Source organism: Legionella sp. PC997 (assembly GCF_014109825.1).
GTDB lineage: Bacteria > Pseudomonadota > Gammaproteobacteria > Legionellales > Legionellaceae > Legionella.
Map to the genome: position 1 here is coordinate 3,207,501 of NZ_CP059576.1, position 14,851 is coordinate 3,222,351.

The following is a 14,851-nucleotide window of genomic DNA, read 5'->3' on the forward strand; positions in this document are numbered from 1 at the left end:
CATACGGTCAAATGACCAGGTTTAGTTTCAACAACTTGTCCAGTTTTATAAGGGGTAAAACAAACTTCGAAATTTAGTTCTTTAGCTCGAGCCTCTAATACGGCCTGATCTCCTAAAATTACCAAAGGAAAATTATACCCCGCAAGTGCCAGACATAAATCTGGACCAACTCCAGCTGGTTCCCCGCTGCTTATAAGCAAAGGCCTCACGCCAGCTCCTTTTCAATGATATTCACATAAGCATCCGAACGTATGTGTTGTTGCCAATTTTGAACTGCTTCAGCAAACTTTCGTTGTTGTAAAAATTGTCGTACTTGTTGCTTTTTAAAAGCTTCGGAATCATCTTCTTGTTTACGGCCAAGCACTTGAATAAGATGCCAACCAAATTGTGATTTGACAGGTGGACTTATCTCGTTAACAGCTAGCTTATCCATGGCTTTCTCAAACTCAGGAACTAACACTCCTGGCGAAACCCAACCTAAATCACCACCTTTTACAGCACTCGATGAATCCAGGGAGTATTGTTTTGCCATCAGTGCAAAATCTTTGCCTGATTTTAGTTGCTGATAAATATTATTCACTTGTTTTTTGGAATCTTCAGGAAGCATGCTTGGATCAGGCTTTAAAAGAATATGACGAACATGAGTTTTGGTTATGACATGATGTTGATTGTCACCACCAATAGAAACCAGTTTAATTAATTGAAAACCATTACCTGCACGTAAGGGACCTGATACTTGTCCCACTTTCATATTTACTACTTCCTTAGCAAACAATTCGGGTAATTCAGCTAAATGACGCTCACCTAAATCACCTCCTTCCAATGCAAATTCACCACTGGAATTTTCTATAGCCAAGCGACTAAAATCCCCACCTTTTTTTATTTGCACCAGCAACGAATCTGCTTTGGCCTTGGCTTTTTTTAATTCTTCTGATGTAGGCTCTTCATTTAAGGGAATAACTATATTCTGAAGATGATAGGTCAGTGCCGAACGGTTGATTATTCCCCCTTCTGTTTTAAGATATTGCTCAACTTGTTCATTTGAAACTGCAGCGTCCCGCCCAACCGCCTTTTGTTGCAAGTTAGAAAGAAGAATTTCTTTTCGAATATTTTCTCTGTATTCATTCCAAGTCATTCCTTGTCTAGTAATTTCCTCCCGCAATTGAGTTACAGTGGCATGATTCGCAGTAGCTATTTTTTCAATGGCCTGGTTTAACTCTGTATCATCTACCGTGAGGCCGTGTTGCTTTGCCATCTGCAACTGTACATTCACATCAATTAAATGTTGAAGTACTTGCTTACGTAACACTGAATCTTCTGGAACTTGCATTCTTTGAGCAATAATTTGTTTCTTTGTCAATTCAACTTGTTTGTTTAGTTCACTTGCAGTGATTACTCCGTTATTAACAACTGCAACCACCTTATCCAATAATTGTTTTGCTTCGGTCATGCCAACGACAGCAAACAATAGGCATGCAAGGGTTATTTTTTTATACATGTTAATCCTTATTACTTTTTTTCGAGCAATTTAGGTTATTTTTATTCAAAACACAAGCGACTCTGTTTTAATTTATACCAATGTTCGATCTAACTATGGAATGGATCACTATATCCAGGAATATAAGTACGCAATACACTCCCAGGATCACTATTTGCTACTGATCCTAAGCCTTTTAATAAAATTTGCAAATAGATGTTGTTATTATATTGGGGCATATATTCTGCATTTAAACTCTTAAACGTTCTTCCTCCCAAAATTCTCACAGCCCAACAGCAACTATCATATTGCATCCCTAATAAAGACATCATACTGTAATCTTTACTAATATTATGACTATATGCGCCAATAGCGCTCCATCGATCACTGATTGGCCAAGCAGCAGAAACCATTCCCTGATGTAATGCATTATCTACCCCTGCATTATTCCTAACTTTGGTCACATCCCCATTAACTAAATAGCTGTAGCCTAAATTAATGACTGCATTTAATTTAGGTTGATAATGTAAGTTTAAATCCCCATTGTTTGTCCCGGAAGTTGCAGGATCCCATACATAATCACCGAGAATTTTTAAAGATCGGTTAAAGTGATAAACTGCCCGAGAAGCTATAGGGGATGTTTCAGAAAAGGGAGATAAGTGGCCAATCTCAAGAGGATTTGCGGTGCAAATTCCGGTAGGACTACGACATAACTGTACTTGTCTATCCGAAAAATATTTAATTTGACCCACCGAAAAACTGGCTAATTCAGTACCCGTACTTCCTGAAAGCCAACGAGTGGTTACTGCATAGGATAATTGATTAGCATCACCAATTCGGTCGAATCCGGAAAAGCGATTGGTTCTAAATAGTTGATCAAAATTAAAAATCATGTTCCCCGTATCATATATCGGAAGCTGACTTTGATTATAAAAAGGAACATACAAATAATATAAACTTGGCTCTAAAGTTTGGGTGTATGACTTACCCCTCCAATTAAAGTTCCTATCAAAAAATAAACCACCATGGGTACTAAAACGAGGAATAAAACGGTTATCTTCAGTGTTCGTATCAATCCAATTATTCTGGACCTGATAGTAGTTTTCTACAAACTCAACTGATGGTGTTATAAATCCCCAACTCGTTCGCTGTGGCACAGAAAGAATTGGGTTTAGGTGGAACCTTGGTCCCTGAGGCATTTTTCGTAAAAATTGAGGTGATGTCGGCCAAACAAACTGATCATATTGCCCTGTTATATTTAAATTGGCCTGCGCGGGCAAGTCATAATAATAACCACGAGCATTTATTTGGGGTAAACGTTCATATTGATCAAGAATAGGAGTCTCATTGATCGGGTGTAATGTTTGAAAACTTTGAACCATACTTCTAAAAGTCCAATGTTCTGTCGAATAAGTTAAATCGGCTTGGCGCAATAATTGTCGCTGAGTAATCCGTGCCAAATTGGTACTAAAATCCTGGAAGTAATAATCATCAGAAACTTGTTGCACATTTACATTTAAACGCAAATTAGAGCTCAATTGCGTGGTATCACGAACCCCAAATGACCATCGATTTGTTGACTTATCTCTAAAAAAGGGGAATTCTTCTACATGATTGTCCAAAAAATTCCGGTATGCAGCATCGTTCGGTAAAAAACTCCCAGTAAGAAAGCCCACGCTGTGTGGCGTTAAATAACGGAAATCTCCGCTTAACATAACATTCCGCTCAGTATAAAGATGCGGTGTTACAGTCAAATCATAGTTTGGAGCAATATTCCAATAATAAGGAAGTCCTAGATCAAAACCCCCTACATTCGAATATCCCACTATAGGCATTAAGAAACCTGATTTACGTTCTTTAGTTGTAGGAAAACTCAGGTAAGGAACATAAAGTAGCGGCCAGTCATGAATACGTAACTTAACATTCCTAGCGACACCCATCTTTTTCTTGTTATCAATGACAATTGATTTAGCCTCTATATCCCAAGCTTTATCTTGTGGGGCACAAGTAGTGTATGTCGCCCGCCGTAATAAGTAATCTGAATTTGGAAAGCGCTGCATTAAACTGGCTCTTCCCCATGCAGGCAAGATTGCCGAATGTTTGTTGGTATTAAAACGATAGAGTACATCTTCAGTTTGACCTGATTTATCTTGAGGATTGATTGTTGCTTTACGAGCAATCAATAATTTATCAGGTTCCAGGTAATGAACATTACCCAAAAATTCTATTTTCGTGACCTCTTTACTTTTTGGATCACGATAAACATGTGCTGTTTGTGCATTGACTATTCTTTGACCTTGCTGTACTTCAACATGGCCCGATAAGGTGGATGGCTTATCTTGATAAAAAGAAACTTGATCGGCCATAATCCTGATTTCATCAGGTGAGGCAAGCGGCGTCACCGTGAGCGGTTGATATGAACCAAGGCAAATCGGGGAACTTTGATCAGCGTGCCAACCTAAGCATTGAGCAAATTTCGCCCTCACTGAATCAGTTAAATCCACATCGCGAGCGATGACACAGGCTTGAACGGGTTCATTAATTATAGAAGCAGAATGGGCTAACGCATGATAAATTACCATGAGCAAAATAAGTAAGGTCATACAGATGCTCATCAAGAACCATTTAAATGAAATCTTGTTCACGGGTAATAAAATGCCTTATTATGCACACAAAAAATATGTAACTGTTTACTTTAAGATCGTCGCGTTCACGCTAAAGGTATTGCGGTATAATTCATACCACAACCTACCTCTTTATTCTCTCTACTCATGAGAGAGGAGATCTTGGTTATAAGTTACAACCAGAAATAATGATGGGAAAGTATACCATGCATGCTAGAGAAAACGCACTTAAAGAATGGTTAATTGATACGCTAAAACTACAAGATTTCCAATTAACTCCTTTGGCTGGAGATGCCAGTTTTAGACGATATTTTCGTCTTAAATATAATGGAATCACCCAAGTTGTTATGGATGCGCCTCCAGGAAAAGAGGATCTTAAACCTTTTATATATATTGCACAAACCCTTGAGAAAGTGGAAGTTCAAACGCCGAAAATTCTAGCAACTAATTTAGCCGATGGATTCTTATTATTAAGTGATTTAGGAGATCAACTTCTCTTGAATGCCCTTCACTCCGAAAACGTGGATGAACATTATTATCATGCAATAAACACTTTATTTAAAATTCAAAACTGTTCCAGTTACAATCCGACTCTTGCACAGTTTGATAAAGCACATATGCTCAAAGAAATGAGTTTATGCTCTGAATGGTTTTTTAAAGCATATCTCGATTTACAACTAACACAAGTTGAACATTCTTTAGTACAACAAACCATGGATTGGATCGCCACAGAAGTAGCCCTTCAACCGTTGACTTTTATTCATCGTGATTACCACTCTCGCAATCTGATGCTATTACAAAATGAGGTGGAATCAACCTTGGGAGTTATTGACTTTCAAGATGCAATGATTGGCCCATTTACTTATGATTTGGTTTCTTTGCTCAAAGATTGTTATATTTCCTGGCCAAGAAGTAAAGTCCTGGAATGGGTTGAATTTTTTTACGCTCAAAGTACTTTAACTAAAGATTATTCCTTGCCTGAATTTATCCGTGCATTTGATCTTTGTGGTTTACAAAGACATTTAAAAGTTTTAGGAATCTTTTCTCGCTTGCATTTACGCGATAACAAACCTGGATATCTTAAAGACTTACCTTTAACTTTTAAATATGTACTTGAATGTACAGAAATTTATGAGGAATTACATTCATTCTTTCAATTTATGCAAATGAGAGTTTATCTACCATGAAAACTGCGATGATATTAGCTGCTGGACGTGGCGATCGTTTAAAACCACTTACTGATATCACCCCCAAAGCCCTTTGCATTGTTAAAGAAAAGCCTTTAATAGAGCACCATGTAAGCAATTTAGCAAAAGCAGGTTTTGAACGATTAGTCATAAACCATGCCTATCTTGGGGGAAAAATCCGTCAGTATTTAGGTGATGGAGCTCGTTGGGGAATTGAAATTTGTTATTCACCGGAACCGCCAGGAGGCTTAGAAACAGGTGGAGGTATTGTAAATGCACTGCCACTGCTTGGTGATAAACCTTTTATCACTGTCAATGCGGATATCTATACGGATTTTGACTTCTCTCAATTACAGCCCGAAAATATTCATACCATTCATGTAATTTTAGTAAATAAAAATCCAGCCCTTAATCATCTTGGAGATTTCGGATTAATCAATCAAACTCAACTAAGTAATGCAGATCGAAAATACACCTTTGCAGGTATCTGCTGTTATCATCCAGATATATTTTCTAATTACAAACTCGGTCGCTATTCAGTTGCACCTATAATCCGTCAATACGCTGGAGAAAATAAAGTAACAGCCAGTCTTTATAGTGGCCTTTGGTTTGATATAGGAACTTTAGAAAGATTACATGCAGTGAATATGATCTAAAATCAGCATTCACTACATGTAAATAACTTAGACCTCTTGCACTGTTTTTTAAACAGTAAAAAAGCCCCGTTTAGGTTGGGCTAATGTTTTGGGGTTGAACTTCGGCCTCGACTTTTTCCGCTTCTTCCTCTTCTATTACACGCTCTACAGCTTTTTGAGCTGCGGCCTTCTTGGCTTCTTCCAATCGCTGTTCACCTGGGTATTCTCGTTGGCGAGCCACCAGTGGGGTTTCAGCATGATTGCTTTGTAAATAATCCTTAAAGCCCTGTGCTGAATCAGCCATGATCTCTTCTACTTCATCTGCAGTCAACTGCCTTGTTTTATTCCCTTCTGCGTCCGTTTTAAAGAAAAAACCATTCTCAGTTAGAACTTGATGTTCATTTGCTAACCATGCATTAAACAAACGATCTAAAGCATCTACTGTTTCGCCATCCAATGGAGGAGCTCCTTTCTCTATAGACGCATATCCGCGAACAAAATGTCCTTTCTCATCTCCAGTCTGCTTGATAGCATAATCGAATCGGATTCCCGCAAAACCTTTTTTCTCTAATAATTCTACCGCTTCCTGGGTGATTCCACGGTGTATATTTTCAAACCTTGAATTCGGCGGTATACCAGCCCAGATTTTCTTTTCTTGTTCAGAAAATTTATATTCCACAAGTTGCGTAAATTCGTCAACCGCTTTTATTATTTGTTGTGCCACTTGCATTTTCTCGGGCGATTTTTTAAAAGCTCTCGAAGTATCAACTATCTCATGGACTTGTTTTTTTAAATACTGAGCTAGCTCTGCTGAGGTTCCTGCAAGTTGCATTGCTTTTAGAAGATCTTCTCTAACGAAGGTTTTATCATTACCCGATGATATTACAGGTGAAGTTGAGGACATACATTTCTCACAAGAATTCTATTTTGTATTGACTTATTATAGCAAACTAACGTTATTTATAAGATAACTGCTTTTTCAGCTTGCTTGTTAAAAACGCGTAAATATAGGTTGTATAGCCTATTACTTATTCTTTATTCCTGAAAAACTGATAGATTACATAACTAAAACCCGCGGTTTCCCGCGGGAAATCCTTCTTTAAGAAGAAACATCTTCCTGCATAAAGGGTGATTTAATCTCATCAATAACTGAGTTAAATAATGGGTTTTTCATGGAATCAAAAGTGAACTCATCAACTAAAATAGCATCCCATCGCGCCGCTTCAGTTGCAAGTAACGCATCCATTTCCTGTTGTGTGAGCTCATTAAGCACCACTTTTTCTTTTAATTTATCTCTTAACTTACCGAATTTAACTCGTCTTAAGTCGCCCATTTTTTTGGCTAGATCATCCGTTTTAATGATTTGCTGTAAAGCTTGCTCTACTTTGTCGATTGGTTGCTTTGCATCCCCACTTAAATAAACAATCTTTTTCAACCGATCGCGGTACTGATTATTCTTGGTCATCAATCGTGCTAATTGCTGATCCAGCTTATCCGTTGGATAACGCATCGTTTGTCCTAAAGGGAAGGCCAAAACACGAGCGAAAGCGCCTAAAAATCGGGACGGAAAATTGTAGCATAATGCGATCATTGCACGTTGTGCATGATAAAAACAATAGGAAACAGCCCATTGAGCATGCAATACATCATCTGGATTTTCATTATTTAATTGTACATTACGTAAAACAGCCATGGCCATATAAAGATAGGACATACCATCAGCAAGACGCGCAGAAAGTCGCTCTTTACGTTTTAAATCTCCCCCCAAGACTATTAGAGACAAATCCGCCAACCATGCATAAGCGTGGCTAAGGCGTGCCAACCGCTGATATTCACGTTTCATTTTTTGTTTAGGAGCACTAATAAATATCCCACCCGTCCATCCAGAACAAATAGTTTTGGCAAAATTTTGCATGAAATATTGAATATGTTTCCAAATTATTTCTCTAAAAGCTTCTTTATCTTGGTTGGATATTGCGTAAAACTCTTGGCGAATATAAGGATGGCATGCCATCGAGCCTTGTCCAAAAATCAATAAGTTACGTGACATCACATTAGCCCCTTCCACCGTAATAGAAATAGGCACTCCATTATAAAAATTGGTGAGATAATTACGTGGACCCACCACTACAGCTCTTCCTGCATGCACATCCATTGAGGCATTAACCACTGATCGCGCCAATTCTGTATTAAAATATTTCGCAATTGCAGAGGCTACAGAAGGTTTTTTATGCTCGTTCACCGCGGCTACAGTCATTAATCGGTTTGAATTAATCAAATAATTTAAACCTGCGATTTCTGCAAGTTTTTCTTCAATTCCTTCAAATTGGCCAATTTCCACACCAAATTGACAACGTATGCGCGCAAATGCACTCGTTGCCAAATAACAAGTAGAGGAAGAACCCGCTCCAAGCGCCGGTAAAGAAATGGAGCGACCAATTGATAAGCATTCGACCAACATCTGCCATCCATTACCTATCCGTTGCTGACCGCCAATCACTGTGGTTATGGGCACAAAAATATCTTTTCCACGAATTGTGCCATTCATAAAGGGTTGATCCGAAGGTAAGTGACGATTGCCAATTTCCAGATTCTTAGTGTCACGTGGAATCAACACGCAGGTAATACCTTCTTGTCCTTCACCCTGCAATAAACCATCGGGATCTTTCACGTTTACTGCAAGTCCAATTAAGGTTGCTACGGGTGCTAAAGTAATCCAGCGTTTATCTAAAGTAATATTTAATCCGAGTACCATTTTGCCATTTACTTTTTTCTTCATGACGATAGCAGTAGATTGAATGGAGGTTGCATCACTACCAGCCCCGGGTTCTGTTAGTGCAAAACAAGGAATATCAATACCTTTTGCAAGACGTGGTAAGTAATGATTCTTTTGTTCCTCGGTACCATAGTAATTAATTAATTCGCCAGGGCCTAAAGAGTTAGGAACCATCACCGTTACCGCAGCAACTCCAGAACGACTGGATATTTTCATTACTACATCAGAATGACCACGCGCCGAAAATCCTTTGCCACCATATTCTTTGGGAATGACCAAACCAAAAAATCCATTTTCCTTCATATAGGACCAAACTTTTTCGGGTAAATCACGTGTTTGGCTAATTTCCCACTCATCGATCATGCTGCATAAAGTGTTCGTTTCATTCTCAAGAAAGGCTTGTTCTTCTGTAGAGAGTTCTGTAGCTACATTCGCCAGTCGGTTCCAATTAGGGGTTCCAGTAAAGATATCTTGTTCTAACCAAGTATCCCCTGCATTGAGAGCCTCTTCCTCTGTTTTGGATAACTTAGGAATCGATTTGCCAGCTCTCTTATAAAGGTGGTCCGCAATCGAGGCGCGTAACGGCTCAAGATAGACTACGAGTAATGCGACAATAATCACAAGCCAGAGCAGAAAACCAATAATCCAAGGCAAACCAATAGCAAAAGTGGCAACAATTAAGTAAAAAACGCTACCCAACTCCCAAACTAATGGATTCATTGCTCGGTAAAGAACAATCAAAGTAAATATTAGGTACACTAAAAAAAATAGAATGGCCATAATATCAATACCTTCCCTTGCTTTGCATAATAAAGGTGTAGTATATACTCTTTATTTTACGAGTAGCAATTGAGCATGAACCAACGTTTGGTTTGGAATTTCGAGTTTACTCCCAAAACTGGCTTGTCTTTGCCCACTTTAGTAGATAAAAAAGACGAGCAGATAAAATGGGAAAAGCGTTTCTTTTGGCCGGATAATAAAATAATTATCTTAAATATTATTGATGACTCATTACTCGATTTAGCTCAATACAAGCAAAAACATAGAGAAGATTACTATTATTTGCTACCTGGAACAAATTACAACATTAAGAAACGCAGGGAACAATTGCTTTACAAGCCTCTACTCAAACAATCAAACCATACAGCAGGTTATGGAGCAAAAATAATTCTTAGCGATTCTTATGATCAACCTCTTCCTCCAGATTTACAAGAAATAGCACAGCAAGTTGAACAGAAAGGAATTGAGGTTTGTGTCAAAAAAGAAGCACTTATCTATAAATTGCCAACGAAACCCAGCATAAAAATTGAACTCGCTCGTGTCGAGGTATGCAACCAAATTTATTTTAGCTTATGTATCGAAGGAAAATCGCTTCATTTGGTAGAGACTATTTCCAAACACTTGCTGGATGAACCTGTTTCCTGCGAATATGTAACTTTCCTGAAAAATTTAATGAAATTATGATAAATACCTTAGTCGCGATCATCCTAAGCTTCGGAAAAATTGGTCTTATTTCCTTAGGTGGTGGGAATTCAATGTTAAAGCTGTTGGAGTATGAAGCTGTTGATTATCGACATTGGATAGGACAAGAAGAATTTATCGCCATGGTGGGTTCAAGTTTTATTTTTCCAGGATTGACCGGGGTTAAATTATCGGCCCTTATTGGATATAAAGCTGCCGGAATCACTGGTTTAATCCTTGCTGTTCTAAGTCTTAATTTACCGGGACTACTGATGGCGATAGCAGGCTATCATTGGCTTACAAGCCATAATGGGCCGGGAATGCGAAAAATAATGATAGGTGTACAATATGGTGCATTGGCCTTACTTGCAGCTGCCAGTTACTCAGTTGGGCAGGGCGTTGTAGGTATGTATTTTTCAATCCCTATTGTGTTGTGTTGTTTGGTTTTTTTTCTTGCGTTAACCTTCTGGAACTTATCACCTTTTTATGGGTTTATAGGATTTATAGTGGTATGTTTTTTTCTGGTCCGTTAAGACCTAAAATAATAACATAGCCAAGCCTTATTACTTTTTGTAAGAAAAATGGAGTTACACTTGGACACTGTGTTGGACAATCCCGAATACTACATCAATAGAGAATTCTCAATTATCGCATTTAATCAGCGTGTTCTGATGCTGGCTAATGATGAACGGGTGCCTTTGCTGGAAAGAATGCGTTTTTTAAGTATTTGTAGCAGTAACCTTGATGAGTTTTTTGAAATACGTGTAGCAGGCCTTAAAGAAAAAATTGCAATGTCTTCAGGAAAATTAACTATTGATGGTTTACGATCTGATGAAGCATTTAGCCAAATCAGTCAAAAAACACATAAACTTATCGATCAGCTTTACTCGATCTTTAATAAACAACTCCTTCCAGCCCTAGCTAAGGAAAATATTTATTTTCTTGATACCGAACAATGGACTGATGATATTCACTTGTGGGCAAAACACTATTTTAAGCACGAGATTCAACCGGTAATTAGTCCTATTGCGCTCGATCTAGCACATCCCTTGCCACAACTAATTAACAAAAGCCTAAACTTCATTATTTCTTTAAGTGGTAAAGATGCTTTTGATCGTAACATTAATTATGCAGTGGTACATGCTCCGAGATCACTTCCTCGAGTCATTCATTTGCCTTCGGAGTTATGTGGAGATGCGCATTATTTTGTTCATCTCTCCTCGATTATTACTACCCACGTTAATAGTTTATTCCCAGGAATGGAAATAAGTGGTTGTTATTCGTTTCGTCTTACTCGAAATAGTGATCTTTTTTTACGAGAAGAAGAAATTGATGATTTGGCGAAGGCTGTGCAACGAGAAATTTTTTCTCGTCATTATGGTCATGTGGTTCGATTAGAAATTGAAAAAAATTGTCCCGAGAAAATTGTGGATTTTTTATTACAAAAATATCATCTTCGCCATGAAGATACTTATTATTGTGATGGGCCCGTTAATATACAACGTCATTTGACTGCAATTAACAGCATTGAAAGACCTGACTTGAATTACCCCCCTTTCTCAGCACAATATCCTCAATTTCCTAGATCAGAACGAAATCTATTCAATGTGATCGATGAACAAGACATTCTCCTTCATCATCCCTATCAAAGCTTTGAACTCGTTATTGATTTTGTAAGACAGGCAGCAAGCGATCCCAATGTGTTGGCAATAAGCCAAACATTATACCGTACCCGATCAGAATCTGTAATGGTCGATGCTTTGGTTGATGCAGCTCATTCTGGCAAGGAAGTGACCGCAGTAATCGAATTACGGGCTCGTTTTGATGAGGAATCCAATCTAAAATTAGCAAACCGATTACATGCCGCGGGAATTCTGGTGCTTTATGGAGTCGTAGGCTATAAAACCCATGCTAAAATGACCCTAGTTGTTCGTCGAGCTCATGGAAAACTAAAGCGTTACGTCCATTTAAGCACCGGTAACTACCATGAGTACACAGCAAAACGATACACTGACTTAGGTTTATTAACTTGCGAACCAACGATTACCTCAGATATTCAAATTATTTTCCAACAGTTAACTGGGCTGGGTAAAGTTGTCAAACTTAAAGCACTAAGCCATTCACCATTTACCTTACAAAAAACCCTATTGCAATATATTGAACAATGTACTGCAGCTGGATTAAAAAATGAAGACACCGAGATCCTTTTAAAAGTAAATGGATTAGCCGATAAAACGATAATTCAGGCCTTATATAAGGCATCACAAGCGGGAGTGAAAATAAATTTGCTTGTGCGGGGAGTCTGTTGTTTAAAACCCGGAATACCCGGTATTTCGGAAAATATACGAGTACTTTCCTATATTGGACGCTTCTTGGAACATCATCGAGTATTTTATTTTCGGATTCAAGAAGAAGAACATTACTTTTGTTCAAGCGCTGATCTAATGGAAAGAAATTTATACCATCGCATTGAAATTATGTTTCCAATCCTGGATGAGCAATGTAAAAAGCGGATCAAGCAAGAAATTATTAAAAACTACCTCAAGGACAACAGCAATACGTGGGAAATGCAAAGTGATGGAAGTTATAAACCAGTAACGCAAGGAACGAGTTGCGCTCAAGAAAAGTTAATTAAGCTGTATCGAGAGGAAGGAAGTACGATTTAAAAAACGGGGGCAGCAAGTACTGCTTTTGCTGCTCCCAAGTTAGCGAAAGCACGTTAATTGGCTATGTTCGCCAAGTTGCAAATGTGCTTCTGTTCCCAGAGGGATAGGAAAATTGATTGTACCATGTCCTATCCCTGCAATTCTTAGTACTGGAATAGCACTACGTTCAGCAAAACGTTGTAAGACGGGTTCAATTAAAGAAGAACCATTTGGTTCATCCCCATTGAGAAAATCGCCCAATAGAATTGCTGCCGCATTTGTAAAGATATCTGCTTGTTTTAAATGCTCCAGCATTCGATCCACACGATATCCTCGTTCACCTACTTCTTCCAGCAAAATAATTTTATCTCGACCATCCATTTGCCAACATGTGCCAATACCAGATTGAATGATTGCTAAATTGCCCCCAGTAACCGGAGACTTAATAGTCTTCTCTTTTTGTGCAGCCTTGTTCAATGGAATAAGCCCCGTGAACTTAGCCGGAGTCTCCCCCAATAAAATAGACTTCACGGCTGCAATTGAGTCTTTGGAAAATTTATCAGGCGCAGCAGCCCCATGAATTGTGGGCCAACCCCAATGTTGTTGCAAATAAAGATGCAGACAGGTGATGTCACTGATGCCAATGAATAGTTTAACCGATTCAGGAGGTTCAAGTTCTGCTAATCGGGGAATTAAACGCGTCGAACCGTAACCACCACGCACACAAATTACTGCTTTTGTTTCGGGATTGTGTAAGGCGTTTTTCAAATGTTTAAATCGCATCTCATCTGTATTAGCACATAAGAAATCCTGAGCAAAAATGTCATGTTGCACGATACATTTCAACTCCCAAGACTCTAATAATTCTTTTAACTCGAGCAATTGACTGTCCGTACTTCGAGATGAAGGTGCAATAATTTCAATCGCATCTCCGGGATTTAATACAGGTAATTTTTTCATTCTTTATCTCTTAAAACTTTTGCATGGGGATCACCCGTTAGCTTATTGAAATTTTGTTTGAAAAAGCAAAGTATTAGGCTCCAGTATACCCTAAATTAATAGAGTTTTACTTAATTTTCCGGGCTCTTCGCAAACCAAACGCGGTAAAAGGTATCCTGGCAAAAGATTTTGTAATTGCTGATAAATAGCTTGTACTTTCTCAAACGGCAAATCAAAGTGAGCAGCTCCTTTTACTTTATCCAATCGGTGTAAATAATAAGGTAAAACTCCATATTCAAATAAAGTTTGACTTAAATTAGCCAAAATATGAGCCTCATCATTTATTCCTGCGAGTAAAACAGTTTGATTCAAAAGATGACATCCTATTTGTTGTAACTCACGAAGGACTCGACCTACCGAATCATCCAGTTCCTGAGCATGGTTACAATGCAACACAATTACCTTCTTGAATCGCGTTGTTTGTAATAGTGCAAGTAAGCTCTGCTCCATCCGTTCGGGAAATACTACAGGAATCCGTGTATGAATGCGTAAGGTATGTAAATGAGGAATTTCTTCCAATTGTTTTATTAACTCGGCCAGTACCAAATCAGAGGCCAACAAGGGATCACCGCCACTTAAAATTACCTCGGTAATACTTGCATCTTGGGCTATATAGTCACAAATGGCTTTAAATCCATTGCGTCCAGGATTATTGTCTTGATAGGGAAAATGTCTGCGAAAGCAATAACGGCAATTCACTGCGCAGACCCCGGTCAAAGTTAACAACACTCGACCGTAATATTTATGCATTAATCCTCGAATTGGATTACTACTGCGCTCCTCTAAAGGATCGTCACTGTATTCTTCATTACTTTGTAATTCATCTTCAGTCGCTAAAACTTGGAGCAATAAAGGATCACGAGGATTACCTTTTTGCATACGTTTAGCAAATCCTAAAGGAACACGACTAGAAAATTGCTTTTCAGCGTGCACGTTTCCAGTAGATAAAGGCAGCTCCAGAAAATTTAATAATTCAGTGACTGAAGCAAAACCTTGTGCCAAATTTTTTTGCCAACTTAAAGAGGAATCTCGCATTAATTACACAGA

At 38.4% G+C, this 14,851-nt stretch carries 12 protein-coding genes (1 of these 12 running past the window's edge); 5 read left to right on the top strand and 7 right to left on the bottom strand.

Translation table 11 applies throughout. The annotated features are described in order from the left end of the window. From pdxA to HBNCFIEN_RS14065, 3 genes are all read right to left on the bottom strand, one after another. Window positions 1–209 carry the beginning of a 4-hydroxythreonine-4-phosphate dehydrogenase PdxA gene (pdxA, locus tag HBNCFIEN_RS14055; protein WP_182391675.1) on the bottom strand. The gene continues 766 nt to the left of window position 1, outside the view, so only the first 209 of its 975 coding nucleotides appear in the window; it begins with the start codon at window positions 207–209; the stop codon falls past the left edge of the window. Further along, window positions 206–1,498 (bottom strand): peptidylprolyl isomerase, encoded by a 1,293-nt coding sequence (locus HBNCFIEN_RS14060; protein WP_182391676.1) that lies wholly within the window; start codon window positions 1,496–1,498, stop codon window positions 206–208. Before HBNCFIEN_RS14060 ends, pdxA begins: the two co-directional genes overlap by 4 nt. Before the next feature lie 89 nt (window positions 1,499–1,587). Next, window positions 1,588–4,092 carry an LPS-assembly protein LptD gene (locus tag HBNCFIEN_RS14065; RefSeq protein ID WP_182391677.1) on the bottom strand — a complete coding sequence of 835 codons (2,505 nt, stop codon included), beginning with the start codon at window positions 4,090–4,092 and terminating at the stop codon, window positions 1,588–1,590. A 215-nt stretch (window positions 4,093–4,307) separates the two neighbouring features. Between HBNCFIEN_RS14065 and HBNCFIEN_RS14070 the strand changes: the two genes are divergently transcribed. Then, window positions 4,308–5,288, top strand: a complete 981-nt coding sequence (locus HBNCFIEN_RS14070) for an aminoglycoside phosphotransferase family protein (RefSeq protein ID WP_182391678.1) — start codon at window positions 4,308–4,310, stop codon at window positions 5,286–5,288. Next, the gene (murU, locus tag HBNCFIEN_RS14075) at window positions 5,285–5,944 is read left to right on the top strand and encodes an N-acetylmuramate alpha-1-phosphate uridylyltransferase MurU (RefSeq protein ID WP_182391679.1); all 660 of its coding nucleotides are present in this window, start codon (window positions 5,285–5,287) and stop codon (window positions 5,942–5,944) included. Before HBNCFIEN_RS14070 ends, murU begins: the two co-directional genes overlap by 4 nt. A 70-nt stretch (window positions 5,945–6,014) precedes the next feature. On the opposite strand, the gene HBNCFIEN_RS14080 is transcribed toward murU, so the two are convergent. Together HBNCFIEN_RS14080 and HBNCFIEN_RS14085 are read right to left on the bottom strand one after the other, a co-directional pair. Further along, a complete protein-coding gene (locus tag HBNCFIEN_RS14080) occupies window positions 6,015–6,827 on the bottom strand; it encodes a hypothetical protein (protein ID WP_182391680.1) in 813 nt (270 codons plus the stop codon). A gap of 195 nt (window positions 6,828–7,022) precedes the next feature. Then, window positions 7,023–9,479, bottom strand: a complete 2,457-nt coding sequence (locus HBNCFIEN_RS14085) for an acyl-CoA dehydrogenase (protein WP_182391681.1) — start codon at window positions 9,477–9,479, stop codon at window positions 7,023–7,025. A gap of 75 nt (window positions 9,480–9,554) precedes the next feature. On the opposite strand from HBNCFIEN_RS14085, the gene HBNCFIEN_RS14090 reads away from it, so the two are divergent. Genes HBNCFIEN_RS14090 through ppk1 form a run of 3 tightly spaced genes read left to right on the top strand, consistent with a single transcriptional unit; the run spans window position 9,555 to window position 12,826 of the window. Further along, window positions 9,555–10,163 carry a hypothetical protein gene (locus HBNCFIEN_RS14090; protein WP_182391682.1) on the top strand — a complete coding sequence of 203 codons (609 nt, stop codon included), beginning with the start codon at window positions 9,555–9,557 and terminating at the stop codon, window positions 10,161–10,163. Beyond that, window positions 10,160–10,693, top strand: a complete 534-nt coding sequence (locus tag HBNCFIEN_RS14095; RefSeq protein WP_182391683.1) for a chromate transporter — start codon at window positions 10,160–10,162, stop codon at window positions 10,691–10,693. Before HBNCFIEN_RS14090 ends, HBNCFIEN_RS14095 begins: the two co-directional genes overlap by 4 nt. 60 nt (window positions 10,694–10,753) lie before the next feature. Further along, window positions 10,754–12,826, top strand: coding sequence for a polyphosphate kinase 1 (gene ppk1, locus HBNCFIEN_RS14100; protein ID WP_182391684.1), 2,073 nt, complete (start codon window positions 10,754–10,756; stop codon window positions 12,824–12,826). A 39-nt stretch (window positions 12,827–12,865) separates the two neighbouring features. Here the strand turns inward: ppk1 and HBNCFIEN_RS14105 are convergent, their stop codons facing one another. Together HBNCFIEN_RS14105 and epmB are read right to left on the bottom strand one after the other, a co-directional pair. Then, complete coding sequence (locus HBNCFIEN_RS14105; protein ID WP_182391685.1) at window positions 12,866–13,765, bottom strand: LD-carboxypeptidase; 900 nt, start codon at window positions 13,763–13,765, stop codon at window positions 12,866–12,868. A gap of 90 nt (window positions 13,766–13,855) precedes the next feature. Beyond that, window positions 13,856–14,839: an EF-P beta-lysylation protein EpmB gene (gene epmB / locus HBNCFIEN_RS14110; protein ID WP_182391686.1), complete on the bottom strand. Its 984-nt coding sequence runs from the start codon at window positions 14,837–14,839 to the stop codon at window positions 13,856–13,858. Window positions 14,840–14,851: the final 12 nt, after the last annotated feature.

Coding starts and splice junctions, on each gene's coding strand:
- HBNCFIEN_RS14065 (WP_182391677.1), bottom strand. CDS start 4,092: ATGAGCATCTGTATGACCTTACTTATTTTGCTCATGGTAATTTATCAT.
- HBNCFIEN_RS14080 (WP_182391680.1), bottom strand. CDS start 6,827: ATGTCCTCAACTTCACCTGTAATATCATCGGGTAATGATAAAACCTTC.
- murU (WP_182391679.1), top strand. CDS start 5,285: ATGAAAACTGCGATGATATTAGCTGCTGGACGTGGCGATCGTTTAAAA.
- HBNCFIEN_RS14070 (WP_182391678.1), top strand. CDS start 4,308: ATGCATGCTAGAGAAAACGCACTTAAAGAATGGTTAATTGATACGCTA.
- HBNCFIEN_RS14085 (WP_182391681.1), bottom strand. CDS start 9,479: ATGGCCATTCTATTTTTTTTAGTGTACCTAATATTTACTTTGATTGTT.
- HBNCFIEN_RS14095 (WP_182391683.1), top strand. CDS start 10,160: ATGATAAATACCTTAGTCGCGATCATCCTAAGCTTCGGAAAAATTGGT.
- epmB (WP_182391686.1), bottom strand. CDS start 14,839: ATGCGAGATTCCTCTTTAAGTTGGCAAAAAAATTTGGCACAAGGTTTT.
- HBNCFIEN_RS14105 (WP_182391685.1), bottom strand. CDS start 13,765: ATGAAAAAATTACCTGTATTAAATCCCGGAGATGCGATTGAAATTATT.
- HBNCFIEN_RS14090 (WP_182391682.1), top strand. CDS start 9,555: ATGAACCAACGTTTGGTTTGGAATTTCGAGTTTACTCCCAAAACTGGC.
- HBNCFIEN_RS14060 (WP_182391676.1), bottom strand. CDS start 1,498: ATGTATAAAAAAATAACCCTTGCATGCCTATTGTTTGCTGTCGTTGGC.